Raw genomic sequence first — 22,754 nt, forward strand, 5'->3', positions numbered from 1 at the left:
ATGACGTCTTCGGGGACCAATGCGCATCGTCCGTCGGCGGGACCCCGCTCTCCCGCGTGGGAGTTGCTGCTGCCCGCCGCCTCCGCACCGGCGCGCGGACGAGGGCGCGCGCTCCGGTCCGCGCTGCGGGAAGCGGTCCGCTCCGGCCGCCTGGCGGCCGGCACGAGGCTGCCCTCCAGCCGCGAACTCGCCGCCGATCTGGGGGTGTCGCGCGGGCTGGTCACCGAGGCGTACGAGCAGCTCACCGCGGAGAGTTATCTGCGCAGCGGCCAGGGCGCGGGTACCTGGGTGAGCGAGGGCGTACGCGCGGCGGAGCGTCCCGTACACGACCGCGCGCCGCACGCGGCGGGCGCGCTGGTGGACTTCCGGCCGGGCACCCCCGATCTGTCCCTCTTCCCGCGCAGTGCGTGGAGCGCCGCCCAGCGGACGGTGTTCGGCCGACTGCCGCACGGCGCGCTGGGCTACCCCGATCCGCGCGGGCTGCCGGAACTGCGTGAGGCCCTGGCCGGGCTGCTCGCCCGGCGCCGGGGCGTGGTGGCCGATCCGGAGCGGCTGGTGGTCTGCTCGGGGGTGGCCCAGGCGACGACCCTGCTCGGCTTCGTCCTCCGGGACGAGGGCGTGGCCAGGGTCGGGGTGGAGGATCCGGGCAGCCCGGAACACGCCTCGCTGTTCGCGGCGACCGGCCTGGGCACGGTCCCCCTGCCGCTCGACGACGAAGGACTCGCCCTCGCGCCCCTGAAGCGCTCCGGGGTGCGCGCCGTCGTGACCACGCCGGCGCACCAGTTCCCCACCGGAATCGGATACTCCGCGCAGCGCCGCGGCGAACTGCTCGACTGGGCGCGGGACGCGGACGCCGTGATCATGGAGGACGACTACGACGGGGACTTCCGGTACGACCGGGCGCCGGTGGGAGCCTTGCAGGGGCTGGATCCCGAGCGGGTCGTGTACACAGGTTCCGTGAGCAAGTCGCTGGCCCCCGGCCTGCGGCTCGGCTGGCTGGTCGCCCCCGCCACGCTCACCGGGCGGATCGTCGCCCGCAAACGGACCATGGATCTGGGCAACCCGGTGATCGACCAGGCCGTCCTGGCCGACTTCATCGTGCGCGGCGGCTACGACCGGCAGTTACGGCGCTGCCAGCGGGCCTACCGGGAACGCCGGGACGCCCTGGTGGCCGCGCTCGACGAGCACTTCCCCGGGTCGACGGTCAGCGGCATCGCGGCGGGCCTGCACATCATCGCCCGACTGCCGGCGCGGTACGGCCCCGAGCACGTCTTCCTGGAGCGGGCGGCCGGGGCGGGCGTCGCGCTGCGGCCGCTGCGCGACTGCGGAACGGCCGACTCCGAGGACGGGACCCTGCCCCTGGTCCTGGGCTACGCCCATCTCGCCCCCGGCGACATCACCCGGGGGGTCGCCGCGCTGGCGGCCGCGTGGCGTTCCGGCCAGTCCGTCCTCGGCTGACGGGCGCCGTTCACCCGGGGTTGGGGCTCCCGCCGCCGCGGGGCACTAGGCATGGGCCGAGACCGGCGCCGGTCCAGGGTCCTCTCGCGAACGGCGCACCGCCCGCCCACCTCCCTGGAGGCGCTTCGATGTCCTACCGTCAGCACCGTTCGCATGTTCCCTCGCCCGGCCGCCGTGCCGTCCTGCGCGGCTCGCTGATCGCCCCGGCGGCGGTCGCCCTCTCCCCCGCGACCGCTTCGGCGGCACCCGCGCTGCACCTGTCGGGGCGGCCCGAAGCGTCCTGGGGGGTGCAGGTGGGCAGCGTCACCGCCTCGTCGGCGCTCCTGTGGGTGCGCTCGGACCGGCCGGCCCTGATGCTGGTGGAGACCTCGGCGACCGAATCGTTCCGACGGGTCCGCAGGTGGCGCGGGCCGTCCATCGGCCCCGGAACGGACTACACCGGCACCACACCGCTGTACGGTCTGCCCGCGGGCGAACAGGTGCACTATCGGGTGACGCTCGCCGATCCGGCCGATCCGCGGCGTACCGGCAAACCGGTGTACGGGACCTTCCGCACCGTCCCGGCCCGGCGCCGCTCCGGGGTGCGGTTCCTGTGGTCGGGCGATATCGCGGGGCAGGGCTGGGGCATCAACCCGGACATCGGCGGCTACCGGGTGTACGAGGAGATGCGCCGTTTGGACCCGGACTTCTTTCTGTGCAGCGGCGACAGCATCTACGCGGACGGTCCGCTGGAGCCGAGCGTGACGCTGCCGGACGGCCGGATCTGGCGCAACGTCATGACCGAGGAGAAGGCGAAGGTCGCCGAGACGCTGGACGAGTACCGGGGCAACTTCCGCTACAACCTGCTCGACCGGAACGTCCGCCGCTTCAACGCGCAGGTGCCCTCCGTCGTGCAGTGGGACGACCACGAGGTGCGCAACAACTGGTATCCCGGCCAGATCCTCGACGACGCGCGTTACACCGAGAAGAACGTGGACATCCTCGCGGCACGCTCCGTGCGCGCTTTCCACGAGTACGTTCCGCTCGCGCCCTCGTACGGCTCCGGGCGGCGTTCGCGGATGTACCGGGTCGTGCACCACGGGCCGCTGCTCGACGTGTTCGTGCTCGACATGCGTTCGTACCGCAACGCCAACTCCCCGGGCCGGCAGGCCGACGACACGACGGGCATCCTCGGCGCCGAGCAGGCGCGGTGGCTGAAGCGCTCGCTGGCCGCCTCCCGGGCGGAGTGGAAGGTGATCGCCGCCGACATGCCGCTCGGTCTCGTGGTGCCGGACGGCGCGACGGACTTCGAAGCGGTGGCGCAGGGCGACCCCGGGGCCCCGCTCGGACGGGAACTCCAGATCGCCGAACTGCTCCGGTTCATCAAGCACCGCCGGATCACCGGCACCGTGTGGCTGACGGCCGACGTCCACTACACCTCGGCCCAGCACTACGCGCCGGAGCGGGCGGCGTTCAAGGACTTCGCGCCGTTCTGGGAGTTCGTGTCGGGGCCACTGGCGGCGGGCGGCTTCCCGGCCAACGCGCTGGACGGCACCTTCGGCCCGGACCGGGTCTTCGTGCGGGCTCCCGACCGGGCCAATGTCTCGCCGATGGAGTCCCCGCAGTATTTCGGCGAGGTGGAGATCGACGGCGACAGCGCGGAGCTGACGGTGCGGCTGCGGGCCGAGGGCGGAGCGGTGCTGTTCACCAAGGTGCTCCGGCCGGGCCGCGTCGGGCAGTGAACCGGGTCTGGGGCGAGGCCCGTTGTCAGTGGTGGGTCCTACGCTTTTTTTCATGACCCGATCCGTTCAGGCCTTGGCCTACGCACGCCCGTCCTCCCTGACGTCATCGCAGGTGGGGCCGTCCCTCGGTCTGGAGACCGCGGGGGGCCTCACCCCGCGTGGAGCGGAGGCGCACCCGCGGTTCTTCGCGGGCTTCCTCGCCGCCCCGCGGACAGCGGCACGCGGGCTGCTGGCGGTCGCGGACGTGGCCGCCGCCCGCTACTACCAGCGCGCGTTGCCCGCCTCCCTGGACCCGGTGGTGACGGGCAACGGCGACCGGCTGCGCTTTGAGTCGTTCTCCGGCTGCTGCGGGGTGTACGCACGCCTCGACGTGCTCCAGGAAGGCCTGGACGGCCGGGAGACCGGCCACGGAACGACGAACGTGGACGTGAACCCTCCTCTGCGGGAGGCGCTTTCGCGGATCACGGCGGATGATCCGCTGCATCTGCGGGTGGGTCCGGAGGAGATGGCGGTGACCACGCTCGACGGTCCGGTGGTGGAGAAGAAGGTGCCGCTGCCCGACCGGTGGCTGCGCGGTTTCGCCGAGGCGCAGGTCGCCTCGGCCGGGTTCGATCTGCGGGCCGAGCTGACGGCGGCGCAGGCGGTGGCGTTCCTGCGTTCGCTGCCCCGCTCCCCGTCCTCGGGCCGTGCGGCACGCGGCGCCCGGTGGGTGGTGGCGTCGGGCGGGTCCCTGCGCCCGACGACCCGGCCGGTCCCGGGCGCGGTGTGCCTGCCGGGCCCTGAGCGGCTGGTGGCGTTGCAGCGGGTGCTGCGCGACGCGACGGCCCTGCGGGTGTACGGGCCGGTGGCCGACGGCGCGGCGGCGGCGAGTGGCTGGGAGGTGGTGCTGCCGGGGATGCGGCTCACGCTGACGCTCTCCCCCGACTCCTCCCGGGGGTTCTCGGGCGAGGGCGGTGTCCTGGAGGCGCTGGCGGAGGATGACGCGGCGGCCGATGCCGAGCTGGTGTCCGTGCTGCTCGCCTGGGAGCCCCGGATCGAACCGGCCTCGCTGGCCGAGCAGGCGGGTCTGGGCGTGGAACGGGTGCGGGCCGCGCTGACCCGGCTCGGCACGGCGGGCCGGGTCGGTTACGACCTGGCGGACGCCGCGTACTTCCACCGGGAGCTGCCGTACGACGCGGACCGGGCGGAGCGGCACAACCCGCGTCTCGTGGCCGCCCGCAGACTGGCCGGTGAGGGCGCGGTGACCCTCGACGGTGCGCGGGCGACGGTCGCCTCCGGGGACCGGCGCTACCAGGTGCGCGAGAGCGGTTCCGGGGTCAGCTGCACCTGCCAGTGGTGGGCGGACTACCGGGGGCGGCGAGGGCCCTGCAAACACGCGCTCGCGGTGCGCATGGTCCGCCGGGGCGCGACGGCCGCCGGAGGCGTGCGATGAACGAGCTGCTCACCGCCGTACGGGCGGGACGCCACCATGAAGTACCGCCGCTGGTGCTCGGTCTGGATCGGCCCGGCCGCCGCGCCGCCCTCGCCGGGTTGAAGGAGCTGCGCAAGGAGGTGCGGGGCTGGGACTGGCAGCGGCGGGACAGGATCCGCAAGGCGCTGCTGGTGGCCGGCGCGGGCTGTCACACCGGGGCGGCGGGGTGCGCCGCCTGGATCGGGGGCCGTGATCTGCGCGACTGGACCCGCTCTCCGTATCCGCTGATCCTCGCTTCGCTGAAGGACCGCGATCCGGCGTGGCTGGGCGATCTCGCCCACCGGTTCGCGGAGCGCGCGGCCCTCTCCGACGCCGAGTACACCTTCGTCGGCGAGCTGACGCGGATCGCCCGGGTCCCTCTCCCCGTCACGGACAATCTGGTCGTGGGCTGGAGCGAGCTGGTCAGCGCGGCTCGATGGCGCGGCCGGACCCGGCGCCCGCTGGCCGACATCCTGCGGGAGGATCCGCACTCCCCCGCGCTGGCGGCCCGGTTGTTCGAGATGCCGGAGCTGCCGCCGCAGGTCGACTTCTACGACGCGCCGGACGCGCGGGACAACTGGCCCGGAGCTCTGTGCGCGCTGGTCGAGGACGGGGCGCTGGACCGGGCGCACCTGGTGGCGCGGTGCGTGATCCGTCTGATGCGCGGTGGCAGATCCGTCGATCAGCGGTTCTTCCTGGCCGTTCTCCTGCGGCTGGGGACGACGGAGGAAGAGGAGGACCGGCATCTGCGGGACTGGACGGCGATGGCGGCGGACGGGATCACCCCGGTCGCCTCGTACGCCCAGCAGGTGCTCGTACGGCTCGACGGGCGGGGCGTGTTGTCCACCCGGGAGCTGGCGGACGTGTCGGGCGCCGTGCTCTTCCGGCAGGAGAAGAAGCTGGTGCGGGCCCAGCTGACCCTGCTGGGCAAGGCGCTGCGCCGGGACGCCTCGGCGGCGGACGAGCTTCTTCCGGCGGTCGCCGAGGCGTTCGGCCATGAGGGCATCGACATCCAGGAGCGGTCCCTGAAGCTGGTCGCGCGGTATCTCCCCGCTGTCGCCGGCCCGCGGGTGCGGGAGCAGTTGGCTTCCGCCGCCGCGCAGTTGGGCCCCTTGCACCGGGAGACGGTCGCCGCCCTCTTCGGTGGTCCGGTGGAGGAGGAGGCGCCCGAGGCGTACGAGGAGTTCCTGCCGGCCGCGCCGGTGCTGCGGCGTCAGGAGCCCGCACCGGGGACGGTGGCCGAGCTCGTCGAGGAGGTGGCCGCCCGGGTGAAGGCGCATGCGTCGGAGCGCTGGATCCCGGCGTCGGCCGTCGTGGATCCCTCGGCCGGGGTCACCGGCTTCGAGCGGGCGCTCGACGGCCTCGTCCGGCTGGCCCGGACCGACCGGGAGGAGCTGACGGCATCCCTGCGGGAGGCGCTGGCCGGTGTGCACTTCGTCGAGAACGGCCTGTCTCCGTACATGATCGATCCTCGGTCCATCTCGACCTCGCACGGGCTCTCCGTCGTGGTGGCCTCGCTGCTGGGCCTGGTCTCCGACCGGGACAGGGCCGCGTGGCGGGCGAAGACGACCGTTTCGGGGGCGGACGCCTGTGCCCATGCCGCGTTGAACGGGGTGCTGCTCGACCGGGCGTGGGAGGCGGCGGAGGCGATAGCGGTCGGGGAGGTTCCGTTCCTGCTGGCCACGCCGACCTGGCACACCGGGGCGGTCGACGCGGCCGAGCTCGTGGAACGGCTGCGGACGTATCGTGAGCTGGGCGCCCGTCCCGGCCCCGCCGACTTCGGCCAGGCCCTGCTGCGGATCCGCCGGGGCGGCGGCCCCGAAGGGGCGGACGTCGCTGCGGTGGCCGAGGCACTGGGCACCGGCGAGGGCGACCGGCTGGCCGCCTGGATCCGTGCCGACGAGCCGGTGGCCCCGGTGCTCCGGCATCCGGCGACCGCCGTCTCCCGCCCGTCCGCGGGCAATTGGTGGCAGCGGACGGAGACCGGGGCCCGTCAGGTGCTGTTGGCGACCCGGGAGCGACCGGTGATCCTGCGTGAGTTCCCGGAAGCCTTCCGCCGGCTGGGCCGGGCGCAGCTCCCCCGGGCTCAGGAGTGCTACCACTGGGGACCCGAGCGGTCCTCGCACTGGACGGCCACCCTGCCCGAGGATCCGGAGACGATGGCCGCCTGGTTGCTGCCGGACCTCCTGTTCGCCGCCGACCAGGGACAGCGGGGAGCCGCCGGGTTCCTGCCGGCCCTGGCGGAGAGTGCGGGCGAGGTGGGCGGTGCGACACATCTCGCGCTGGCCTACGGACTCGGCGCACGGCACCCCGAGGACCGGACGTCGGCGGTGGACGCCCTGCTCGTGCTGGCCGCGGGAGGGCGGCTGGACGGTGCGTCGCTCGGGCGGGAGCTGGCGATCCTGGTCGACCGCGACCTGGTGAAGGTGAACCGTACGGCCGACGCGCTCGGCACTGCGGCCGCCACCGGCGCGTATCGGACGGTGCTGACCGTGCTGGCCGCGCTGCTGCCGGGTCTCCTGGCGTACGAGAAGACTCCGCGGGGACTCGGAGACCTGTTGTGCGTGGCGGCCGAGTGCGCCGAACGCTGCGGTACGGGCGGGATCCCGTCGATAGCGGGGCTCGCGGCCACGGCGGGACGCAAGGGCTCCTCTCAGACGGCCCGTCAGGCAGCACGGCTGCTCGCGACGTTCCCTGCCGTGGCGGAGGGCCATGGAAACTGACCGAAAACGACGATAGGCGACCAGATCAACACGTAACCCATCAGTCACAAGGCGTTCGTGATCAGGCAACACCGTTCGTTCACAGTGAGGATATGACTGATGTGACCTCCGCGAAGAGCACCCGCCGTCCGCACCACTGGCGGCGGGACCTGATCGAACTGGCCGCCTTGTTCACCGCCGTGGCCGTGGCCGACGCCATCGCCAACCTCATCGGACACCAGCCGGACGGGCCCTACCTGCTCGTCGCGTCGGCGGTGGCGCTGGTGGCCACGGCGGCGTTCCACACCTGGTGGGCGCGGAGGCACAGCCACGCTCCCCCGTCGGATGAGGGGGGCTCCGCGCCGGGCGGAGCGGACGTGGCGGTGCACGGGGCACGGGACGGGGCCGCGTGCGGGGCCGGGGGCAGCGGAGCGGGCGGGGCCGGGGGCAGCGGAGCGGGCGGGGCCGGGGGCAGCGGAGCGGGCGGGATCACCGGTGCCGAGGAGACCACCCTGTGGCGGATGCGGACGACGGTGCGCGACGCCCCGGGAAGTCTGGCCGCGCTGTGCGTGGCCCTCGCGGGGCTCCGGGTGGACATCCTCACCCTGGGGACCCACCCGCTGGCGCGGGGGACCGTCGACGAGTTCCTGCTGCGGGCCCCGGCCTCGCTCCAGGCGCAGGAGCTGTTCCGGGAGATCGCGGCCGCCGGCGGCACGTCCACGTGGATCGAGCGGGCGGACGCCCACGACCTGGTCGACATCCCGACCCGGGTGCTGTCGCTGGCCACCCGGACGGCGCTCGACGCGGCCGAGCTGCCGCTCGCTCTGCGCCAGTTGCTCGGCCGGTGCACCATCCACTCGCTGCCCGCCGTCTCCGTCACCGGCCGCCCGACCGAGGAGAGCTCCTCGGTCGAGGGCGTGCTGGAGGAGACGGTGATGCGGCTGCCGGACCCGTCCGGCGGGGTGATCTCCGTCGAGCGGCCCTATCCGCCGTTCACACCCACCGAGTTCGCGCGGGCGCGTGCCCTGGTCGAGCTCGACGCCCGGCTCGGCCCGCGGGTGCCGCGCAGTGAGGACGTCCTCACGCTGCCCGAGGGCAACGAGATCACCGTGCGCCGCGCGGACCACGGCGATCTCGCCGCGGCCCGCGCCATGCACGACCGCTGCTCGCAGCGCACCCTGGGCCTGCGCTACCACGGTCCGGTCGCGGACGCGGACCGCTATCTCGACCACCTGCTGTCCCCCCGCTTCGGCCGCACCCTGGCGGTGCAGACGGCATCGGGCAAGCTGGTGGCGCTGGGCCACCTCCTCTGGGACGGCGACGAGACCGAGGTCGCCCTCCTCGTCGAGGATGGCTGGCAGCGCCGGGGCATCGGCTCCGAGTTGCTCGGCCGCCTGGTGGCCCTCGCCGTGGAGGCGGGCTGCGACAGCGTGTACGCCGTCACGCAGTCCCACAACACCGGCATGGTGGCGGCGATGCGCGCGCTGGAGCTGCCCCTCGACTACCAGATCGAGGAGGGCACGCTCGTCATCACCGCCCGGCTGACGACTGACCGGCTGACGACTGGAGGGTCCGCCCTTCCCGCTGCGCCGCCGGAGGGGACCCGTCGCTGAGCGCCTGGCACAGGTCGGCCCACAGGTCCTCGACGTCCTCCAGGCCGACCGACATCCGCAGCAGCCGGTCGCCGACGCCGGACGCCCGCCGGTCTCCCTCCTCCACGATGCGGTGGCTGATGGAGGCCGGGTGCTGGATCAGCGAGTCCACGCTGCCGAGGCTGACGGCGGGAGTGATGAGCCGCACCCCGGAGATCACCCGGTGCGGGTCCCCGTACACCTCGAAGGAGACCATCGCGCCGCCGATCCGCGGGTAGTGCACCCGGGCGATGCGCGGGTCGGTGGTGAGCCTGCGGACGAGTTCGGCCGCGCTCGTCGAGGCCGCCCGTACGCGCACCGGCAGCGTGGACAGGCCGCGCAGCAGGAGGTAGCCGGCCAGCGGGTGCAGCACTCCGCCGGTGGTGAAGCGGACTTGGCGGAGCGTGGCGGCGAACTCCTCGTCGCAGGCGACGACGCCGCCCATGACATCGCCGTGGCCGCCGAGGTACTTGGTGGCGCTGTGCAGGACGATCCGCGCGCCGTGTTCGACGGGACGTTGCAGGACGGGGGTGGCGAAGGTGTTGTCGACCAGCAGCGGGACGGTTCCACAGGCGTGGGCGACGGCCCGGATGTCGATCTCGGCCAGCGTCGGGTTGGCCGGCGTCTCGACCATCACGAGCCCGGTGTCCGGGCGGAGGGCGTCGGCGATGCCGGCCGGGTCGGTCCAGGTCACCTCGGTGCCCAGCAGCCCCGCGCCGAGCAGATGGTCGCTACAGCCGTAGAGCGGACGGACCGCGACGACATGGCGCAGCCCCTGACTCGCGCGGGCGAGCAGCACCGCGGTCAGCGCCGCCATCCCGCTGGCGAAGGCGACCGCGCTCTCGGCGCCCTCCAGCCGGGCGAGCGCCGTCTCGAAGCGGCCCGTGGTGGGGTTGTCCAGCCGGGCGTAGACGGGCGGGCCGTCGGGCCGGGCCCCGGTGGTGGCGAAGGCGTCGATCCGCATCGCCTCGCCGCGCGAGTCGTAGGAGGGGTAGGTGGTGGACAGGTCGATCGGCGGGGCGTGCACACCGAGGGAGGCGAGGTCGTCGCGTCCGGCGTGCACTGCTTCGGTGGCGAGAGCCCTGGACGGGGTGGGGGCAGGGGGCGTCATCGAGACTTCGTTGTCCATGCCGCCACTCTGAACAGTTACCGGTTCGTAGTGGCGATGCCCCGTGCTACGTTCGCCGCATGTCCGATTCCGTCGCTCTCGATCCGGTGGATCTGCAGATTCTGCGGCTGCTGCAGAACGATGCGCGGACCACGTACCGGGAGCTCGCGGCCGAGGTCGGCGTGGCCGCTTCGACCTGCCTCGACCGGGTGGCCCGGCTGCGCCGCTCCGGGGTGATCCTCGGGGACCAGCTGCGCCTCGATCCGGCGAAGCTCGGCCGGGGTCTCCAGGCGCTGCTCCTGGTGCAGGTCCGGCCGCACCGCCGGGAGCTCATCGGGCCGTTCGTCGACCGCGTCAGGTCCCTGCCGGAGTCGCGTGCGCTCTTCCACCTCACCGGCCCCGACGACTATCTGGTGCAGGTCGCGGTGGCGGACGCGGCTGATCTGCAGCGGCTGGTGCTGGACGAGTTCACCTCGCGGCGGGAGGTGGCCCGGGTGGACACCCGGCTGATCTTCCAGCAGTGGGACTGCGGGCCACTGCTGCCTCCGGCCGGAAGCTGAGTACCGGAGACATGCCCGGGACGCGCCGGCGACGCCCACCGGAAGCCCCGGAAGCGCTGGAAGTGATCGTCTTTCGGACGCCCCGGGGCCCCGATGATGACGAGGGGGCCACCCCCGTACGAGGATGTCCGCATGTCAGACACTTCGAGCAGCGCGCTGCCCCGTCAGGTCGCCGACGCCTACGTCGACGCCATCATCGAACTCGACCCCATCACAGGCACCTATCTGGGTGTGTCCGAAAGCTCGCGTCGGCTGCCCGACTTCTCACCCGCGGGTCAGGCCGCGGTCGCCGACCTCATCCGCGCGACACTGCGGGAGCTGGACGCCGCCGAGCTGCGTCCCGGTGCCGACAGCGCATCCGAACGACGCTGCGGACGCCTCCTGCGGGAACGCCTGACGGCGGAACTCGCCGTGCACGAGGCCGAGGAGGGACTGCGGACGGTCTCCAACCTGCAGTCGCCGGCCCACAGCATCACCGAGGTCTTCACCCTCACGCCGACCGCGACGGACGAGGACTGGGCGGCGGTCGTGGATCGACTGCGCGCGGTGCCCGGCGCGCATGAGGGGTACCGCGCCTCGCTCGCGCTCGGCCTGGAGCGCAAGCTGTACGGCGGTCCCCGCGCGACCGCCACGTTCGTCGGTCAGCTCACGGAGTGGGGCGGGGAGGGAGAGGGCACGGCGTTCTTCGCGGAGTTCGTCGCCCCCGGCCCCGCGTCGCTGCGGGCGGAGCTGGACGAGGCCGCACGGCTGGCGACCGCCTCGGTTCTCTCCCTGCGTGACTGGGTGCGCGACGTGTACGCCCCGGCCATCGAGGGAGCCCCGGACCCGGTGGGCCGGGAGCGCTACGCCCTCTGGTCGCGGCTGTACAACGGCACCGACCTGGATCTCGATGAGGCGTACGCGTACGGCTGGTCGGAGTACCACCGGCTGCTCGCCGAGATGAGGACCGAGGCCGGGAAGATCCTGCCCGGGGCCGGCCCCTGGGAGGCGCTCGCCCACCTCGACGTGCACGGCAAGCACATCGAGGGCGTGGACGAGGTCCGCGAGTGGCTCCAGGGCCTGATGGACGAGGCGATCGAGGCGCTGGACGGCACGCACTTCGACCTCGCCGAACGGGTCCGGAAGGTGGAGTCCCGCATCGCCCCGCCCGGCGGGGCCGCCGCACCGTACTACACCGGCCCCTCCGAGGACTTCTCCCGCCCGGGGCGCACCTGGCTGCCCACCATGGGCGAGACCCGATTCCCGGTGTACGACCTGGTCTCGACCTGGTACCACGAGGGCGTTCCCGGCCACCACCTGCAGATCGCCCAGTGGACGCACGTCGCCGACAGCCTCTCCCGTTACCAGGCGTCGATCGGCATGGTCAGCGCGAACGCCGAGGGCTGGGCCCTGTACGCGGAGCGGCTGATGGACGAGCTGGGCTTCCTGCCCGACGCGGAACGGCGGCTCGGCTATCTGGACGCGCAGATGATGCGCGCCTGCCGGGTGATCGTCGACATCGGCATGCACCTGGAGCTGGAGATCCCCGCGGACTCCCCCTTCCACCCGGGGGAGCGCTGGACACCCGATCTGGCCCAGGAGTTCTTCGGAAACCACAGCGGCCGTCCCGCCGACTTCGTGGAGAGCGAGCTGACCCGCTATCTGTCGATGCCGGGCCAGGCCATCGGCTACAAGCTCGGGGAGCGCGCCTGGCTGCTCGGCCGGGAGAACGCGCGCGCCGCGCACGGCGACGGCTTCGACCTCAAGGCCTGGCACATGGCGGCGCTCTCCCAGGGGTCGCTGGGCCTGGACGATCTCGTGGACGAACTGTCGCGGCTCTGATCGAGGGCACCTGATCGAGGGCGCCTGATCGAGGGCATCTCATCGAGGAAAGAGGGCAGTGCGTCATGAACGGCATGGGCGAGCGGAACGGATTCCTTTTCTGCGCCGACCCGTTGCGACTCTCCCGGCCCGATCCGCAGTTCGCCGCCGAGCTCGCGGCGGCGCGTGCTGCCGACGGGCGGATCGCGCTGCTCGATCATGACGCGCTGCTCGCGGGGGACGCGGCCGGGGCAGTGGCCCGGGTCGCGCGGGACTCCGGACCGTACTGGTACCGGGGCTGGATGGTCCCCTCCGACCGGTACGCGGAGCTGGAGGCCGCGCTCGGCGCCCGGGGCTGCGCCCTGCTCACCGACGCCGCCGGCTACCGGCGGGCACATGAACTACCTGGCTGGTACGAGGAGTTCGCCGGACTCACGCCGCGCAGCGTCTGGTGCGCCACGGCTCCGGGAGCGCCGCCGCCACCCGCTGACGAGGTGGCCGGGCTCGCGGCGCCCCTGGGGCCGGGGCCCGGCATCGTGAAGGACTTCGTCAAGTCCCGCAAGCACGAGTGGTACGAGGCGTGTTACGTACCGGAGCTGGCGGACGCGGAGCAACTGGCCTCTGTGGTCGCCCGGTTCGTCGAGCTTCAGGGCCCCTTCCTCTCGGGTGGCCTGGTGCTGCGGTCCTTCGAACCGTTCGTCGCGGGCGGCGAGGCGCGGGTGTGGTGGGTGGACGGGGAGGCGGTGCTCGTCACCGCCCACCCCGACACTCCGGGCCAGGTGTCCGTTCCCGAACCGGCTTTCTTGCGGGAGGCCGTGGGCCGCCTCGGGCTGCGCTGGGTCACCACCGACCTGGCGTTGCGCGAGGACGGCGTCTGGCGGGTGGTGGAGGTCGGCGACGGCCAGGTCAGCGGGCTCCCCGCCGGGGTGGAGGCCGGAGCCCTGTTCGCCGCGCTGGCGGGCGCCGAACCGGGCTGACCCCGCCCCGGGGGCCGGGCGGCCGTCGAACCGTGCCGACCTCCACCCCGCCCCGGTCTCAGCAGCCGCAGTCGGCGGCGTCGGCCGGCGCGGTGAGCGGGTCGGCACCGCGCCGCTCGATACCCTCCGGGGTCTCGAAGGCGAATCCCTCGCGCACCCAGTACTCGAATCCGCCGAGCATCTCCTTGACCTGATAGCCCAGTTGGGCGAGCGCCAGGGCCGCGCGGGTCGCTCCGTCACAGCCCGGCCCCCAGCAGTACGTGATGACGGGGACGGCCGGGTCCAGCAGCGCCGCCGCCTGCTCGGGGATCAGCGCGGTGGGCAGGTGCACCGCGCCGGGCACGTGTCCCTGGTCCCAGGAAGCGGTGGAGCGGCTGTCCAGGACGACGAACCCTGGATCGTCGTCGGCGGCCAGCTTGGAGGCGACGTCGGAGACGTCGGCGTGGAAGGCGAGCGAAGCGCCGAAGTGGGCCGCCGCAGCAGCGGGGGAAGCGGGCGCGACGCGCAGGACGGGGTTGTCGGCCGTGGCCGTGGAGTGCGAGGTCATGACCATGAATCTACGGACGCGGAACGGGGCCGAGAAGTGGGATTCCCCGGCACCCCTCTTGATTCACCGGGTATTTCCCTGTTGTCTCGGTCGAGTGAACGACTATTCCCCGGACGCCACAGACTGGCGCATCCTCGACGTCCTCCAGCGCGACGGCCGCGCCACTTTCGCCGAGCTCGCACGCGCCGTCGCCATGTCCCCGAGCGCCGTGACGGAGCGGGTGCGCCGGCTGGAGGAGCTGGGGGTGATCAGCGGGTACACGGCGGTGGTCGACGCCGAACGGCTCGGGCTGCCCCTTCTCGCCCTGGTGCGCCTGCGCTACCCGAACGGGAACTACAAGCCCTTCCACGATCTCCTGGGCACCACGCCGGAGATCATCGAGGCCCACCACGTCACGGGCGACGACTGCTTCGTCCTCAAGGTCACGGCCCGTTCGATGAAGCATCTGGAGGAGACCACCGGGCGGATCGGCGCGCTGGGGGCCGTCACCACCAGCGTCGTGTACTCCTCGCCGCTCCCCCGCCGGGCGATCGGCCGCTGACCCGGCCGGGGCGGCCGGGTCGGACGCAGGCGTCGGGCGTCCGCGTGGCCGGGCCGGTCACAAGCGGTGGCGGACGGAGGAGCCCTGACGCTCCTTCACCACCTCCAGCCGGACCGGGATCCGGCGGCGCAGGTCGGCCACATGGCTGACGATGCCGACGCTGCGGTCCCGCTCCCGCAGGGAGTCCAGTACGTCGAGCACCTCGTCCAGGGTCTGGTCGTCGAGGCTGCCGAACCCCTCGTCGATGAAGAGGGTGTCCAGGCGTACGCCACCGGCCTCCTCGGTCACAACGTCGGCGAGGCCCAGCGCGAGCGCCAGCGAGGCGAAGAACGTCTCCCCGCCGGAGAGCGTCGCGGTGTCCCGTTCGCTGCCGGTCCAGGCGTCGACCACGTGCAGCCCGAGCCCTGCTCGGCGTCCGCCGGTGCGGGCGTCGGAGTGGACCAGGGTGTAGCGGCCGGAAGACATCCGCCGCAGCCGTGCGGTGGCGGCGGCCGCCACCTGTTCGAGGCGGGCGGCCAGGACGTACGCCTCCAGCCGCATCTTGCGCTCGTTGTCGGCGGAGGTGCCCGCCGCCAGACCCGCGAGCCGGGCGATCCGCTCGTACTCCTGGCGCACCGGGCCCAGCCGCCGCACCTCGTCGGCGGACTCACCGGAGAGCCTGGCAAGCTCCCCGCAGCGCTCGTCGGCGGCGGCGAGCGCGGAGGACGCCTCGCGCAGCAGCCATTCCGCCGTCTCGAACTCGCCCTGAGCTGCCGAGGGACGAGCGGGCGGCTGCTCGGCGGCCTCGCGGGCGTCGCGTTCGGCGCGGCGGTCGGCGACCGCGGCGGCCTCGGCCTGCCAGGCGTCGACGCGGTGCTGGAGGTCGCGTTGGGCGGCGGCGTCGAGGAGGGTCGCGGCGGCGGCCTCCGGGGTGTCGAAGCCGGCCCGGAACGCCGCGTCGGAGAGCCGGTCGTCGGCCTCCTTGCGCCGCCGGTCCGTCTCCTGTTCGGCGCGTACGGCCTCGGCCGCGTCGGCGAGGCGTGCCACGCGGCGGGTCAACCGCTCCGCGTGCGCCGCGACGGACGGCGACTCACCCCGGGCGGCGGTGATCTGCTCCGCCAGGCGGGCCTGTTCGGCGTCGAGGGCCTCGCGCGCGGCGGTGCGAGCAGAGATCCGACTGTACGCCTCCTGCCGCTGTTCCAGCCGCTCGGCGTGCTCGCGCTCGGCGGTGGCGAGGGCCTCACGCGCCGGGTTCGTCGCGGCGGCGAGCCGGTGGGCCTCGGCGTGTTCGTCGACCAACCGGTCTACCAGCGCTACGAGTTCGGCCACGGTGGAGGATGCGGAGGCATCGTCCCCCCGAGCCTCCCTCTCCGCCGCCGCGTGCCGTTCGCGTACGAGTCCGAGATGCTGTTGCGCACGGGCGCGGGTCTCCTCGGCGGACCGCTGGGCGGCCAGGGCCCCCTCCTCCGTCGCCCGGTCGACATGGCCGTCGCCCGGGCTGGCGGGGACCGGGTGTTCGGCCGACCCGCAGACCGCGCAGGGCTCGCCCGTGACGAGGCCCGCGGCCAGCTCGGCCGCGATGCCCCGCAGCCGGCGTTCGCGCAGGTCGAGCCAGGATTTTCGGGCGTCCAGCTCCTGTTCCCGTGCGGCGGTGAGCCGCTGCTCTGCCTGCTGTACGTCGGTGGCGAGCGCGTCACGGCGGCCCGCCGCGTCCAGGCGGCGGCGGGCCGGGGCGAGGAGTCCGGCGAGCTGCTCGGCGCGGGTGGCGGCCTCCTGCGAGGCGTCGATGCGTCCCTTGAGGGCCGCACGGGTGATGTCCCAGTCGGCAAGCCACGCGTCCGCCTCGCGGATCAGCTCGTCGTCCGCCTGGGCCTCCCGGTTCAGCCGGACGCGCTCCCCGTCGAGCCGCGCACTGCGCTCCTCGGCCTGTCGCGCCGCGTCGAGTGCGTACAGCTCCTGCTGGAACTTCCTTTCCAGCTCGGCCAGTTGGTCGGCGCCCGCGTCGGCGAGCTCCGGAGTCAGCAGCGACCGGGCCCGGTCGAGACCTGCACGCGCGGCCAGGTACGCCCGCTCCGCCTCCTCGCGCAGCTCCAGCGCCGGGGCGACCCGATCGGCCTTGCGGGCGCGCTCCAAATCCTCCTGGCAGCGGTCGTGTTCGGGCCGACGCTCCTCCAGGGCCGCGGCGCGCCGCACGGTCTCCTCGTACCGCTGCTGGAGGCGGGCGCGTTCGCGTTCGGTGTCCAGGGCGTGGCGTGCCGCGCGCTGCCGGCCCTCGGCCCCGGTCAGGAAGCGGTGGGCGATGTCGAGCCGTTCGCGGGCCGTGGACCGGGCGATGGCGGCCCACTCCAGCACGGCTTCGGCGAGACCGGGTCCGCCGGGCCGGGCGGTGATCGGCGTGGCCTCGGCCCCGACGGGCCCGGCCGCCTGGGCGATGCGCTGGGCGAGGGCGAGGATCCGCTCGTCGGCGGCGGTGACCCTGGCCTCGGCGCCCCGGCGCAGTTCGGCGAGGCGCTCCTCGACGGCGGCGAAGCGGCGGGTGTCGAAGAGCCGGCCTAGGAGCTTGCCGCGGGCCTCGGCGTCCGAGCGCAGGAAGCGGGCGAAGTCGCCCTGCGGCAACAGGACCACCTGGCAGAACTGGTCCCGGCTCATGCCGATGAGCTGGGTCAGCTCATCGCCGATCTCCTGGTGCGACTTGCTGAGCGCCTGCCAGCCGCGCTCGGGGTCGTACCCGCGCAGCCGGCTCTGGGCCTTCTCCTGGGTGAAGCCGTCGCCGCGCTTCTTCGGGCGGGGCTGGGCGGGGCGGCGGGTGACTTCGAGGCGTCGGCCGCCGACGGTCAGTTCCAGCTGGACCTCGGTGGGCAGGTCCGCCGGGGCGTGGTCGCTGCGCAGGGAGGCGCCGGGGCTCTGTCGGGCGCCGGGGACTGCCCCGTACAGGGCGAAGCAGACGGCGTCCAGGACGGAGGTCTTCCCGGCGCCGGTGGGTCCGTGCAACAGGAAGAGGCCGGCGGAGGAGAGGGCGTCGAAGTCGACTTCCTGGGTGGCGCCGAACGGGCCGAAGGCGGTGATGCTCAGGCGGTGCAGTCTCACCGGGACACCTCGCGCACGGTCTCGTCCACCCGTACGTCGTCGAACGCAGCGCGCAGCACGGTGCGTTCGAGGTCGCTGGGGCCGCTGCCGCCGCGGACGTGGGCGACGAAGTCCTCGGCGATCTGGTGGTCGTCGCGGCCCTGGAGGCGCTGGGCGTAGGACGCCCCCGGGTCGTCCGGCGGCCGCTCGGGGTCGAAGACCAGGCTGAGGGTATGGGGGAAGCGCCGGGCCAGGCGGGCCATGGGTTCGGCGGGGCGCACCGGGTCGGTGAGGGTGGCCTCGACCCAGGCGTGCTCGTGTCGGTCCAGGGCGGGGTCCTCCAGGAGGGTGTCGAGCCGGCCGCGGAGCCGGGCGAGGGGCCGCTCCACGGGGCAGTCGATCCGTTCCTCGGCCGCGATGTCCCCGTCGCCGTCGAGGTCGATGAGCCACATGGTCTTGCGGTGGTCGGCCTCGGAGAAGGAGTAAGCGAGCGGGGAGCCGGAGTAGCGGACGCGGCTCGTGACCCGCTGGGAGCCGTGGAGATGGCCGAGGGCCGCGTAGCCGACGCCGTCGAAGACCCCGGCCGGAACCGCCGCGACCCCGCCGACGGTGATGTCGCGTTCGCTGTCGCTGGGCTCCCCGCCCGCCACGAAGGCGTGCGCGAGGACGACGGAGCGGGTGCCCTTCGGGCGGGTGGCGAGGTCGGCACGGACCCGGTCCATCGCGGCGGTGAGGACCGCCTCGTGACCGGCCCTGTCCGCCCGGAGGACATCCTTGACCAGGGCCGGTTCCAGGTAGGGCAGCCCGTAGAACGCCACGTCGCCGTGGTCGTCGGCGAGCACGACGGGGGTGGAGCAGTTCTCCGGGTCGGTCCGCAGGTGGATCCCGGCCCGCTCGAAGAGCCCGGCGCCGACACCGAGCCGGCGGGCCGAGTCATGGTTGCCGGAGATCATGACGGTGGGGACGCCGACGGCGGCGAGCCGGTGCAGCGCGCGGTCGAACAGCTCGACGGCGGTGAGCGGCGGCACGGCCCGGTCGTAGACGTCGCCCGCGACGAGGACGACGTCCACCTCGCGTTCCCGGACGGTCGCCACGAGATGGTCGAGGTAGGCGGCCTGGGCGTCGAGGAGGGAGACGCGGTGGAAGGACCGGCCCAGGTGCCAGTCCGAGGTGTGCAGGATCCTCACGCCATCACTCCGGCGGATCCGGTCGGCGCCGTCGCTCCGCCGGTCGCGGCCTGCCCGGCCGTTCCGCCCGTCGCGGCCCGCATCGCCGTTCCGCCCGTCGCGGCCCGCATCGCCGTTCCGCCCGTCGCGGCCTGCCCGGCCGTCCCGCCCGTCGCGGGCCGCATCGTCATCGCGCCGGTTGTGGCCTGCATCGTCGTCGTCCTCCACCCCGTGGGCCGCGCACCGGCGGCCCGTGATCCCGCTCGGCACGGACCACGCTATCGCCGCCGGGCCGCCGAACACGCATCGATCATGATTTCGGTGTCCGTGGGATTGCCCTCATCGCGCGCGTTCGCACGTCGGCGCCATCGCGGGTCGCCGTCACACGTCGCCGTACGCCTCGCCGCCCAGCTCCAGCACGGCGGTCCCCGCGGTCGCGTCGGCGAGCCAGGCGGTGAACGCCTCGACGTCGCCGTCCGGCAGCCCGATGTCGATGGTGACGGCCTCGGCGTACCGCACCTCGCGGACGTCCCGCCCGGTGGCCCGCAGATCGTTCTCCAGCTTTCCGGCCCGTTGGTGGTCGACCAGGATCGTGGCGAGCCGGAAGCGCTGCCGGGTGATGGTGCCGAGCACGTCCAGGGCTTCGCCGACCACTCCCCCGTACGCCCGGATCAGCCCGCCCGCGCCGAGTTTGACCCCGCCGTAGTAGCGGGTGACGACCGCCACGGCATACCGCACCTCCCGCCTCATGAGCATCTGGAGCATCGGGACACCCGCGGTCCCGCCGGGTTCACCGTCGTCGCTCGCCTTCTGTACGGAGGCGTCGGCGCCGATCACGTACGCGAAGCAGTTGTGGGAGGCGGTCGGGTGCTCCTTGCGGACGCGGGCGAGGAAGTCCTGCGCTTCCTGTTCGGTGGCGGCGGGGGCGAGGGAGCAGAGGAAACGGGATCGGTTGATCTCGCATCCGTGCACACCCGCGCGGGCGACGGTCCGGTACTGCTCCTGCATCCGTCCACCCTATGCGCCGCCGGGAGGACGGGCTCCGGCGGGAATGAGGGGGCGGGGGTCGTCGGTTGTCCCGGCATGAACGCAGACGGCAGCAGCGCGGCGGACTCGTACGCGGACCCCGCGACGATCAGGCGGATTCTCCAGGACACGGGCGACACCTGGGCGGTGGTGGGCCTGTCCGGCAACCGTTCCCGGGCGGCCTTCGGTGTGGCGGAGGTCCTTCAGCGGTTCGGCAAGCGGGTGGTGCCCGTACATCCGAAGGCCGAGACCGTGCACGGGGAGCAGGGGTACGCCTCGCTCGCGGACATCCCCTTCCCGGTCGACGTGGTGGACGTGTTCGTCAACAGCGAGCTGGCGGGCGGGGTCGCGGACGAGGCGGCGGCGGTGGGCGCGAAGGCGGTGTGGTTCCAGCTCGGCGTCGTGGACCCGGACGCCTTCGGGCGGACGCGCGCGGCGGGGCTGGACATGGTCATGGACCGGTGCCCGGCGATCGAGATCCCGCGGCTGGGACGGCCCGCCTGAGCGGCCGGGGTGTGGGAGGCCTCCCGGGACGGGAAGAATCTCCGCCGTGGACGACGTACTCGACGCAGACCTGCTCGACAGGGCCAGGACGACGGCCGCTCTGACCGCGCTGGGCGTACGGCCCGGCGATGTGCTCCTGGTGCACGCCTCGCTGCGCTCGCTGGGACCGGTGGCGGACGGTGCGCGGGGCGTGCTGGGCGCGCTCCGCCGGGCCGTGGGGCCGACGGGGACCCTGGTGGTCCCCGCCTTCACCCCGGAGAACTCCGACACCTCCCCGCACTACCGCGAGCGGGTACGGGGCCTGGACGCGGGGGCCGTCGACGCCGTGCGGGCCTCGATGGAGCCGTACGACCCGGCGCTGACCCCCGCGCCGTCGATGGGTGCGCTGGCCGAGACCGTGCGGACGACCGCGGGGGCCTGGCGCAGCGCGCATCCGCAGACCTCGTTCGCGGCGCTCGGTCCGCAAGCGGCCCGGCTGCTCGCCGGGCACCGGGCCGACTGCCATCTCGGGGAGGACTCGCCGCTGGCCCGGCTGTACGAGGCGGATGCCCGGATTCTGTTGCTCGGCACCGTCTACGCCACGTGTACGGCGTTCCATCTGGGCGAGTACCGGATGCCCGGTCCGCCGCGTCGGAGCTACCGCTGTGTGGTGGCGTCGTGGGGAGTGCGCCGGTGGTGGGAGTACGAGGACGTCGCCCTGGACGACGGGGACTTCGCCGCCCTGGGCGCGGCGTTCGAGGAGGTCGCGGCGGACGGTGCCGTACGCGCGGGACGCGTGGGCGCTGCCGACTGCAGGCTCGTCCGGCTGCGCGCCGCCGTCGACTTCGCCACGGACTGGCTCACGGAGCACCGGCGGACCGGCGGCTGAGAGGGAGCGACTGCCCGAACACGCGCTCTGTCGGGCCGCTTTCGGAGTCCCTGGAGTGACTCTGCTCGAACAGGGGCCGACGGGGGGACCGAGGCATGCGGACGTGGCAGCGGGCGATACGGAGGAATAGCGTCTTCTCCCTGCACTTCATCGGCGCCGACAAGCCCCTTCCCGCGCAGGGGCCGACGTCGATCGGCTGGTTCACCGAGGAAGCGCCGGCGGAAGTCCGGGCCTCCACGTGCGGCTACGCGTCACGGACCGGGTGGGCGACACGCGCGAGCGCGTGATCGACGTGTTGAAGGGCGCCGACCGATCGGTACGGCGCGTCGACCCGCCGCTCTTCTGACCCGGGTCCCGGCGCCCGCGTTCAGACGCCGAGGCCCTCGACGAGGACGGCGCCCGGGAGGGCGGCGAGCGCCTTGCCGGGGACGATGAGCTTGCCGCGTCGGCTGCCGCTGCCGATCAGGACCCACTCCTCGTCCACCACGGCGGGGTCCAGCAGGAGGGGCCAGGCGGCGGGCAGGCCGATCGGGGTGATGCCGCCGTACTCCATGCCGCTCTCGCCGACCGCCGTGTCCATCGACGCGAACGAGGCCTTGCGGGCGCCGAGGTGTCTGCGGACCGCCCCGTTGACGTCGACCCGGGTGCGGGAGAGCACGACGCAGGCGGCGAGGGTGAGGTCCTGGCCGCGCTTGCCCGCCACGACGACGCAGTTGGCCGAGGTGTCCAGCAGCTCCACGCCGTAGTGCTCGGCGAAGACCGCGGTGTCCGCGACGGCCGGGTCGCTGTCGACGTGGACGACCTGCTCGGCGGTGAACTCGCCCCAGCCGGCGGTCAGGGCCGTGACGACGGGGGCGGGGAGCAGGTCGAGCCGTTCCGAGGTGGGAGCGGCGTCCTCGAAGGTGCCGATGGGTGCGCGCATGGCGCTCACGCTAGCAGCGGCGGGGGCGGGACCGTCCGGGCGTCTCAGCGGACGGGCGGGATGGCGACGACCATGGTGAACACGGCCGGTTCGGAGCCCTCGTTGCGGTAGCCGTGCGGCACGTGCGCCTCGAAGGTGGCGGAGGTTCCGGCGGGGACGGGATGGATGCGGCCGTCGACGACGAGGGTCAGTTCGCCCTCGGTCACATGGAGGAGTTCGACGGTTCCCTCGGGGTGCGGGTCGGAGGTGGTGCCCTCCCCGGGCATCAGCCGGCAGGTCCACAGTTCGAGCGGGCCGCGGGCCTCGGCGCCGACGAGCAGCGTGGTGGAGCTGCCCGCATCGGTGGACCACATGCGGACCGCCCGGCTCTCCGGGACCAGCCGGACCTGGGCGCCCTGCTCGTGGTCGAGGAGGGTGGTGATGCTGACGCCGAGCGCGTCGGCCAGTTTGACGGTGGTGCCGACGCTCGGGTTCGTCCGCGCCTGCTCGATCTGGATGATCATCCCGCGGCTGACCCCGGCGCGGGCCGCGAGGGCGTCGAGGGTGAAGCCGCGCTCCCCGCGCCAGCGCTTGAGGTTGCGGGCCAGCGACTGGGTGAGCTGGTCGAGGTCGGACACGTACCGTCCCTGCGGTGGATGGCGGAGTGCGGGCGGCGCAGTACGGCGTACTGGGTGCGGCGTGCTGGGTCGCGTACGGCGCATGCCGGGGTCAAGAATATTGCACTGCGC

The 22,754-nt window shown here is 73.7% G+C and carries 20 protein-coding genes; 12 read left to right on the top strand and 8 right to left on the bottom strand.

Going from position 1 to position 22,754, the window contains the following annotated elements:
* The 5 genes from AB0F29_RS33655 (at position 1) to AB0F29_RS33675 (ending at position 8,944) form a co-directional block, all read left to right on the top strand.
* Positions 1–1,458, top strand: coding sequence for a PLP-dependent aminotransferase family protein (locus AB0F29_RS33655; protein ID WP_361880296.1), 1,458 nt, complete (start codon positions 1–3; stop codon positions 1,456–1,458).
* Positions 1,459–1,586: 128 nt separating this feature from the next.
* Positions 1,587–3,179 carry an alkaline phosphatase D family protein gene (locus AB0F29_RS33660; protein ID WP_361880299.1) on the top strand — a complete coding sequence of 531 codons (1,593 nt, stop codon included), beginning with the start codon at positions 1,587–1,589 and terminating at the stop codon, positions 3,177–3,179.
* 52 nt (positions 3,180–3,231) lie between these two features.
* On the top strand, positions 3,232–4,611 hold the full coding sequence (locus tag AB0F29_RS33665; protein WP_361880302.1) for an SWIM zinc finger family protein: 1,380 nt from the start codon (positions 3,232–3,234) through the stop codon (positions 4,609–4,611).
* Positions 4,608–7,352, top strand: a complete 2,745-nt coding sequence (locus tag AB0F29_RS33670; RefSeq protein ID WP_361880305.1) for a DUF6493 family protein — start codon at positions 4,608–4,610, stop codon at positions 7,350–7,352. The genes AB0F29_RS33665 and AB0F29_RS33670 overlap by 4 nt, the downstream gene beginning before the upstream one ends.
* 101 nt (positions 7,353–7,453) lie before the next feature.
* The gene (locus AB0F29_RS33675) at positions 7,454–8,944 is read left to right on the top strand and encodes a GNAT family N-acetyltransferase (RefSeq protein ID WP_361880433.1); all 1,491 of its coding nucleotides are present in this window, start codon (positions 7,454–7,456) and stop codon (positions 8,942–8,944) included.
* On the opposite strand, the gene AB0F29_RS33680 is transcribed toward AB0F29_RS33675, so the two are convergent.
* Positions 8,862–10,091, bottom strand: coding sequence for a PLP-dependent transferase (locus tag AB0F29_RS33680; protein WP_361880308.1), 1,230 nt, complete (start codon positions 10,089–10,091; stop codon positions 8,862–8,864). The two genes, AB0F29_RS33675 and AB0F29_RS33680, sit on opposite strands and share 83 nt — an antisense overlap.
* 59 nt (positions 10,092–10,150) lie before the next feature.
* Here AB0F29_RS33680 and AB0F29_RS33685 point away from each other — a divergent pair, with 59 nt between their 5' ends.
* The 3 genes from AB0F29_RS33685 (at position 10,151) to AB0F29_RS33695 (ending at position 13,407) form a co-directional block, all read left to right on the top strand.
* Positions 10,151–10,630, top strand: a complete 480-nt coding sequence (locus tag AB0F29_RS33685) for an Lrp/AsnC family transcriptional regulator (protein ID WP_018957866.1) — start codon at positions 10,151–10,153, stop codon at positions 10,628–10,630.
* Positions 10,631–10,762: 132 nt separating this feature from the next.
* The gene (locus tag AB0F29_RS33690; protein ID WP_361880312.1) at positions 10,763–12,451 is read left to right on the top strand and encodes a DUF885 domain-containing protein; all 1,689 of its coding nucleotides are present in this window, start codon (positions 10,763–10,765) and stop codon (positions 12,449–12,451) included.
* Positions 12,452–12,525: 74 nt separating this feature from the next.
* Complete coding sequence (locus AB0F29_RS33695) at positions 12,526–13,407, top strand: ATP-grasp domain-containing protein (protein WP_361880436.1); 882 nt, start codon at positions 12,526–12,528, stop codon at positions 13,405–13,407.
* Positions 13,408–13,465: 58 nt separating this feature from the next.
* Here the strand turns inward: AB0F29_RS33695 and AB0F29_RS33700 are convergent, their stop codons facing one another.
* Positions 13,466–13,960, bottom strand: a complete 495-nt coding sequence (locus tag AB0F29_RS33700; protein WP_361880315.1) for a rhodanese-like domain-containing protein — start codon at positions 13,958–13,960, stop codon at positions 13,466–13,468.
* Positions 13,961–14,048: 88 nt separating this feature from the next.
* Between AB0F29_RS33700 and AB0F29_RS33705 the strand changes: the two genes are divergently transcribed.
* Positions 14,049–14,495: an Lrp/AsnC family transcriptional regulator gene (locus AB0F29_RS33705; protein ID WP_361880318.1), complete on the top strand. Its 447-nt coding sequence runs from the start codon at positions 14,049–14,051 to the stop codon at positions 14,493–14,495.
* 57 nt (positions 14,496–14,552) lie between these two features.
* On the opposite strand, the gene AB0F29_RS33710 is transcribed toward AB0F29_RS33705, so the two are convergent.
* The 4 genes from AB0F29_RS33710 to AB0F29_RS33725 all read right to left on the bottom strand — a co-directional run bounded on the left by AB0F29_RS33710 (position 14,553) and on the right by AB0F29_RS33725 (position 19,714).
* On the bottom strand, positions 14,553–17,561 hold the full coding sequence (locus AB0F29_RS33710) for an SMC family ATPase (RefSeq protein WP_361880321.1): 3,009 nt from the start codon (positions 17,559–17,561) through the stop codon (positions 14,553–14,555).
* A complete protein-coding gene (locus tag AB0F29_RS33715) occupies positions 17,558–18,727 on the bottom strand; it encodes an exonuclease SbcCD subunit D (RefSeq protein WP_361880323.1) in 1,170 nt (389 codons plus the stop codon). The genes AB0F29_RS33710 and AB0F29_RS33715 overlap by 4 nt, the downstream gene beginning before the upstream one ends.
* Positions 18,724–18,918, bottom strand: coding sequence for a hypothetical protein (locus AB0F29_RS33720; protein WP_361880326.1), 195 nt, complete (start codon positions 18,916–18,918; stop codon positions 18,724–18,726). The genes AB0F29_RS33715 and AB0F29_RS33720 overlap by 4 nt, the downstream gene beginning before the upstream one ends.
* A gap of 169 nt (positions 18,919–19,087) precedes the next feature.
* Entirely contained in the window at positions 19,088–19,714 is a 627-nt protein-coding gene (locus AB0F29_RS33725) for a YigZ family protein (protein ID WP_361880329.1), read from the bottom strand.
* Between the two features lie 75 nt (positions 19,715–19,789).
* Here AB0F29_RS33725 and AB0F29_RS33730 point away from each other — a divergent pair, with 75 nt between their 5' ends.
* The 3 genes from AB0F29_RS33730 to AB0F29_RS33740 all read left to right on the top strand — a co-directional run bounded on the left by AB0F29_RS33730 (position 19,790) and on the right by AB0F29_RS33740 (position 21,391).
* Positions 19,790–20,236: a CoA-binding protein gene (locus AB0F29_RS33730; RefSeq protein WP_361880332.1), complete on the top strand. Its 447-nt coding sequence runs from the start codon at positions 19,790–19,792 to the stop codon at positions 20,234–20,236.
* A gap of 46 nt (positions 20,237–20,282) precedes the next feature.
* Positions 20,283–21,104 (top strand): AAC(3) family N-acetyltransferase, encoded by an 822-nt coding sequence (locus AB0F29_RS33735; RefSeq protein WP_361880334.1) that lies wholly within the window; start codon positions 20,283–20,285, stop codon positions 21,102–21,104.
* A 95-nt stretch (positions 21,105–21,199) separates the two neighbouring features.
* Positions 21,200–21,391 (top strand): hypothetical protein, encoded by a 192-nt coding sequence (locus AB0F29_RS33740; RefSeq protein WP_361880337.1) that lies wholly within the window; start codon positions 21,200–21,202, stop codon positions 21,389–21,391.
* An 80-nt stretch (positions 21,392–21,471) separates the two neighbouring features.
* Here AB0F29_RS33740 and AB0F29_RS33745 read toward each other — a convergent pair whose 3' ends face one another.
* Positions 21,472–22,026 carry a YbaK/EbsC family protein gene (locus AB0F29_RS33745; protein ID WP_361880340.1) on the bottom strand — a complete coding sequence of 185 codons (555 nt, stop codon included), beginning with the start codon at positions 22,024–22,026 and terminating at the stop codon, positions 21,472–21,474.
* Positions 22,027–22,070: 44 nt separating this feature from the next.
* Positions 22,071–22,643: an XRE family transcriptional regulator gene (locus AB0F29_RS33750; RefSeq protein ID WP_361880343.1), complete on the bottom strand. Its 573-nt coding sequence runs from the start codon at positions 22,641–22,643 to the stop codon at positions 22,071–22,073.
* Positions 22,644–22,754 lie beyond the last annotated feature (111 nt).

It is taken from the genome of Streptomyces sp. NPDC026589 (assembly GCF_040638385.1).
Taxonomy (GTDB): Bacteria; Actinomycetota; Actinomycetes; order Streptomycetales; family Streptomycetaceae; genus Streptomyces.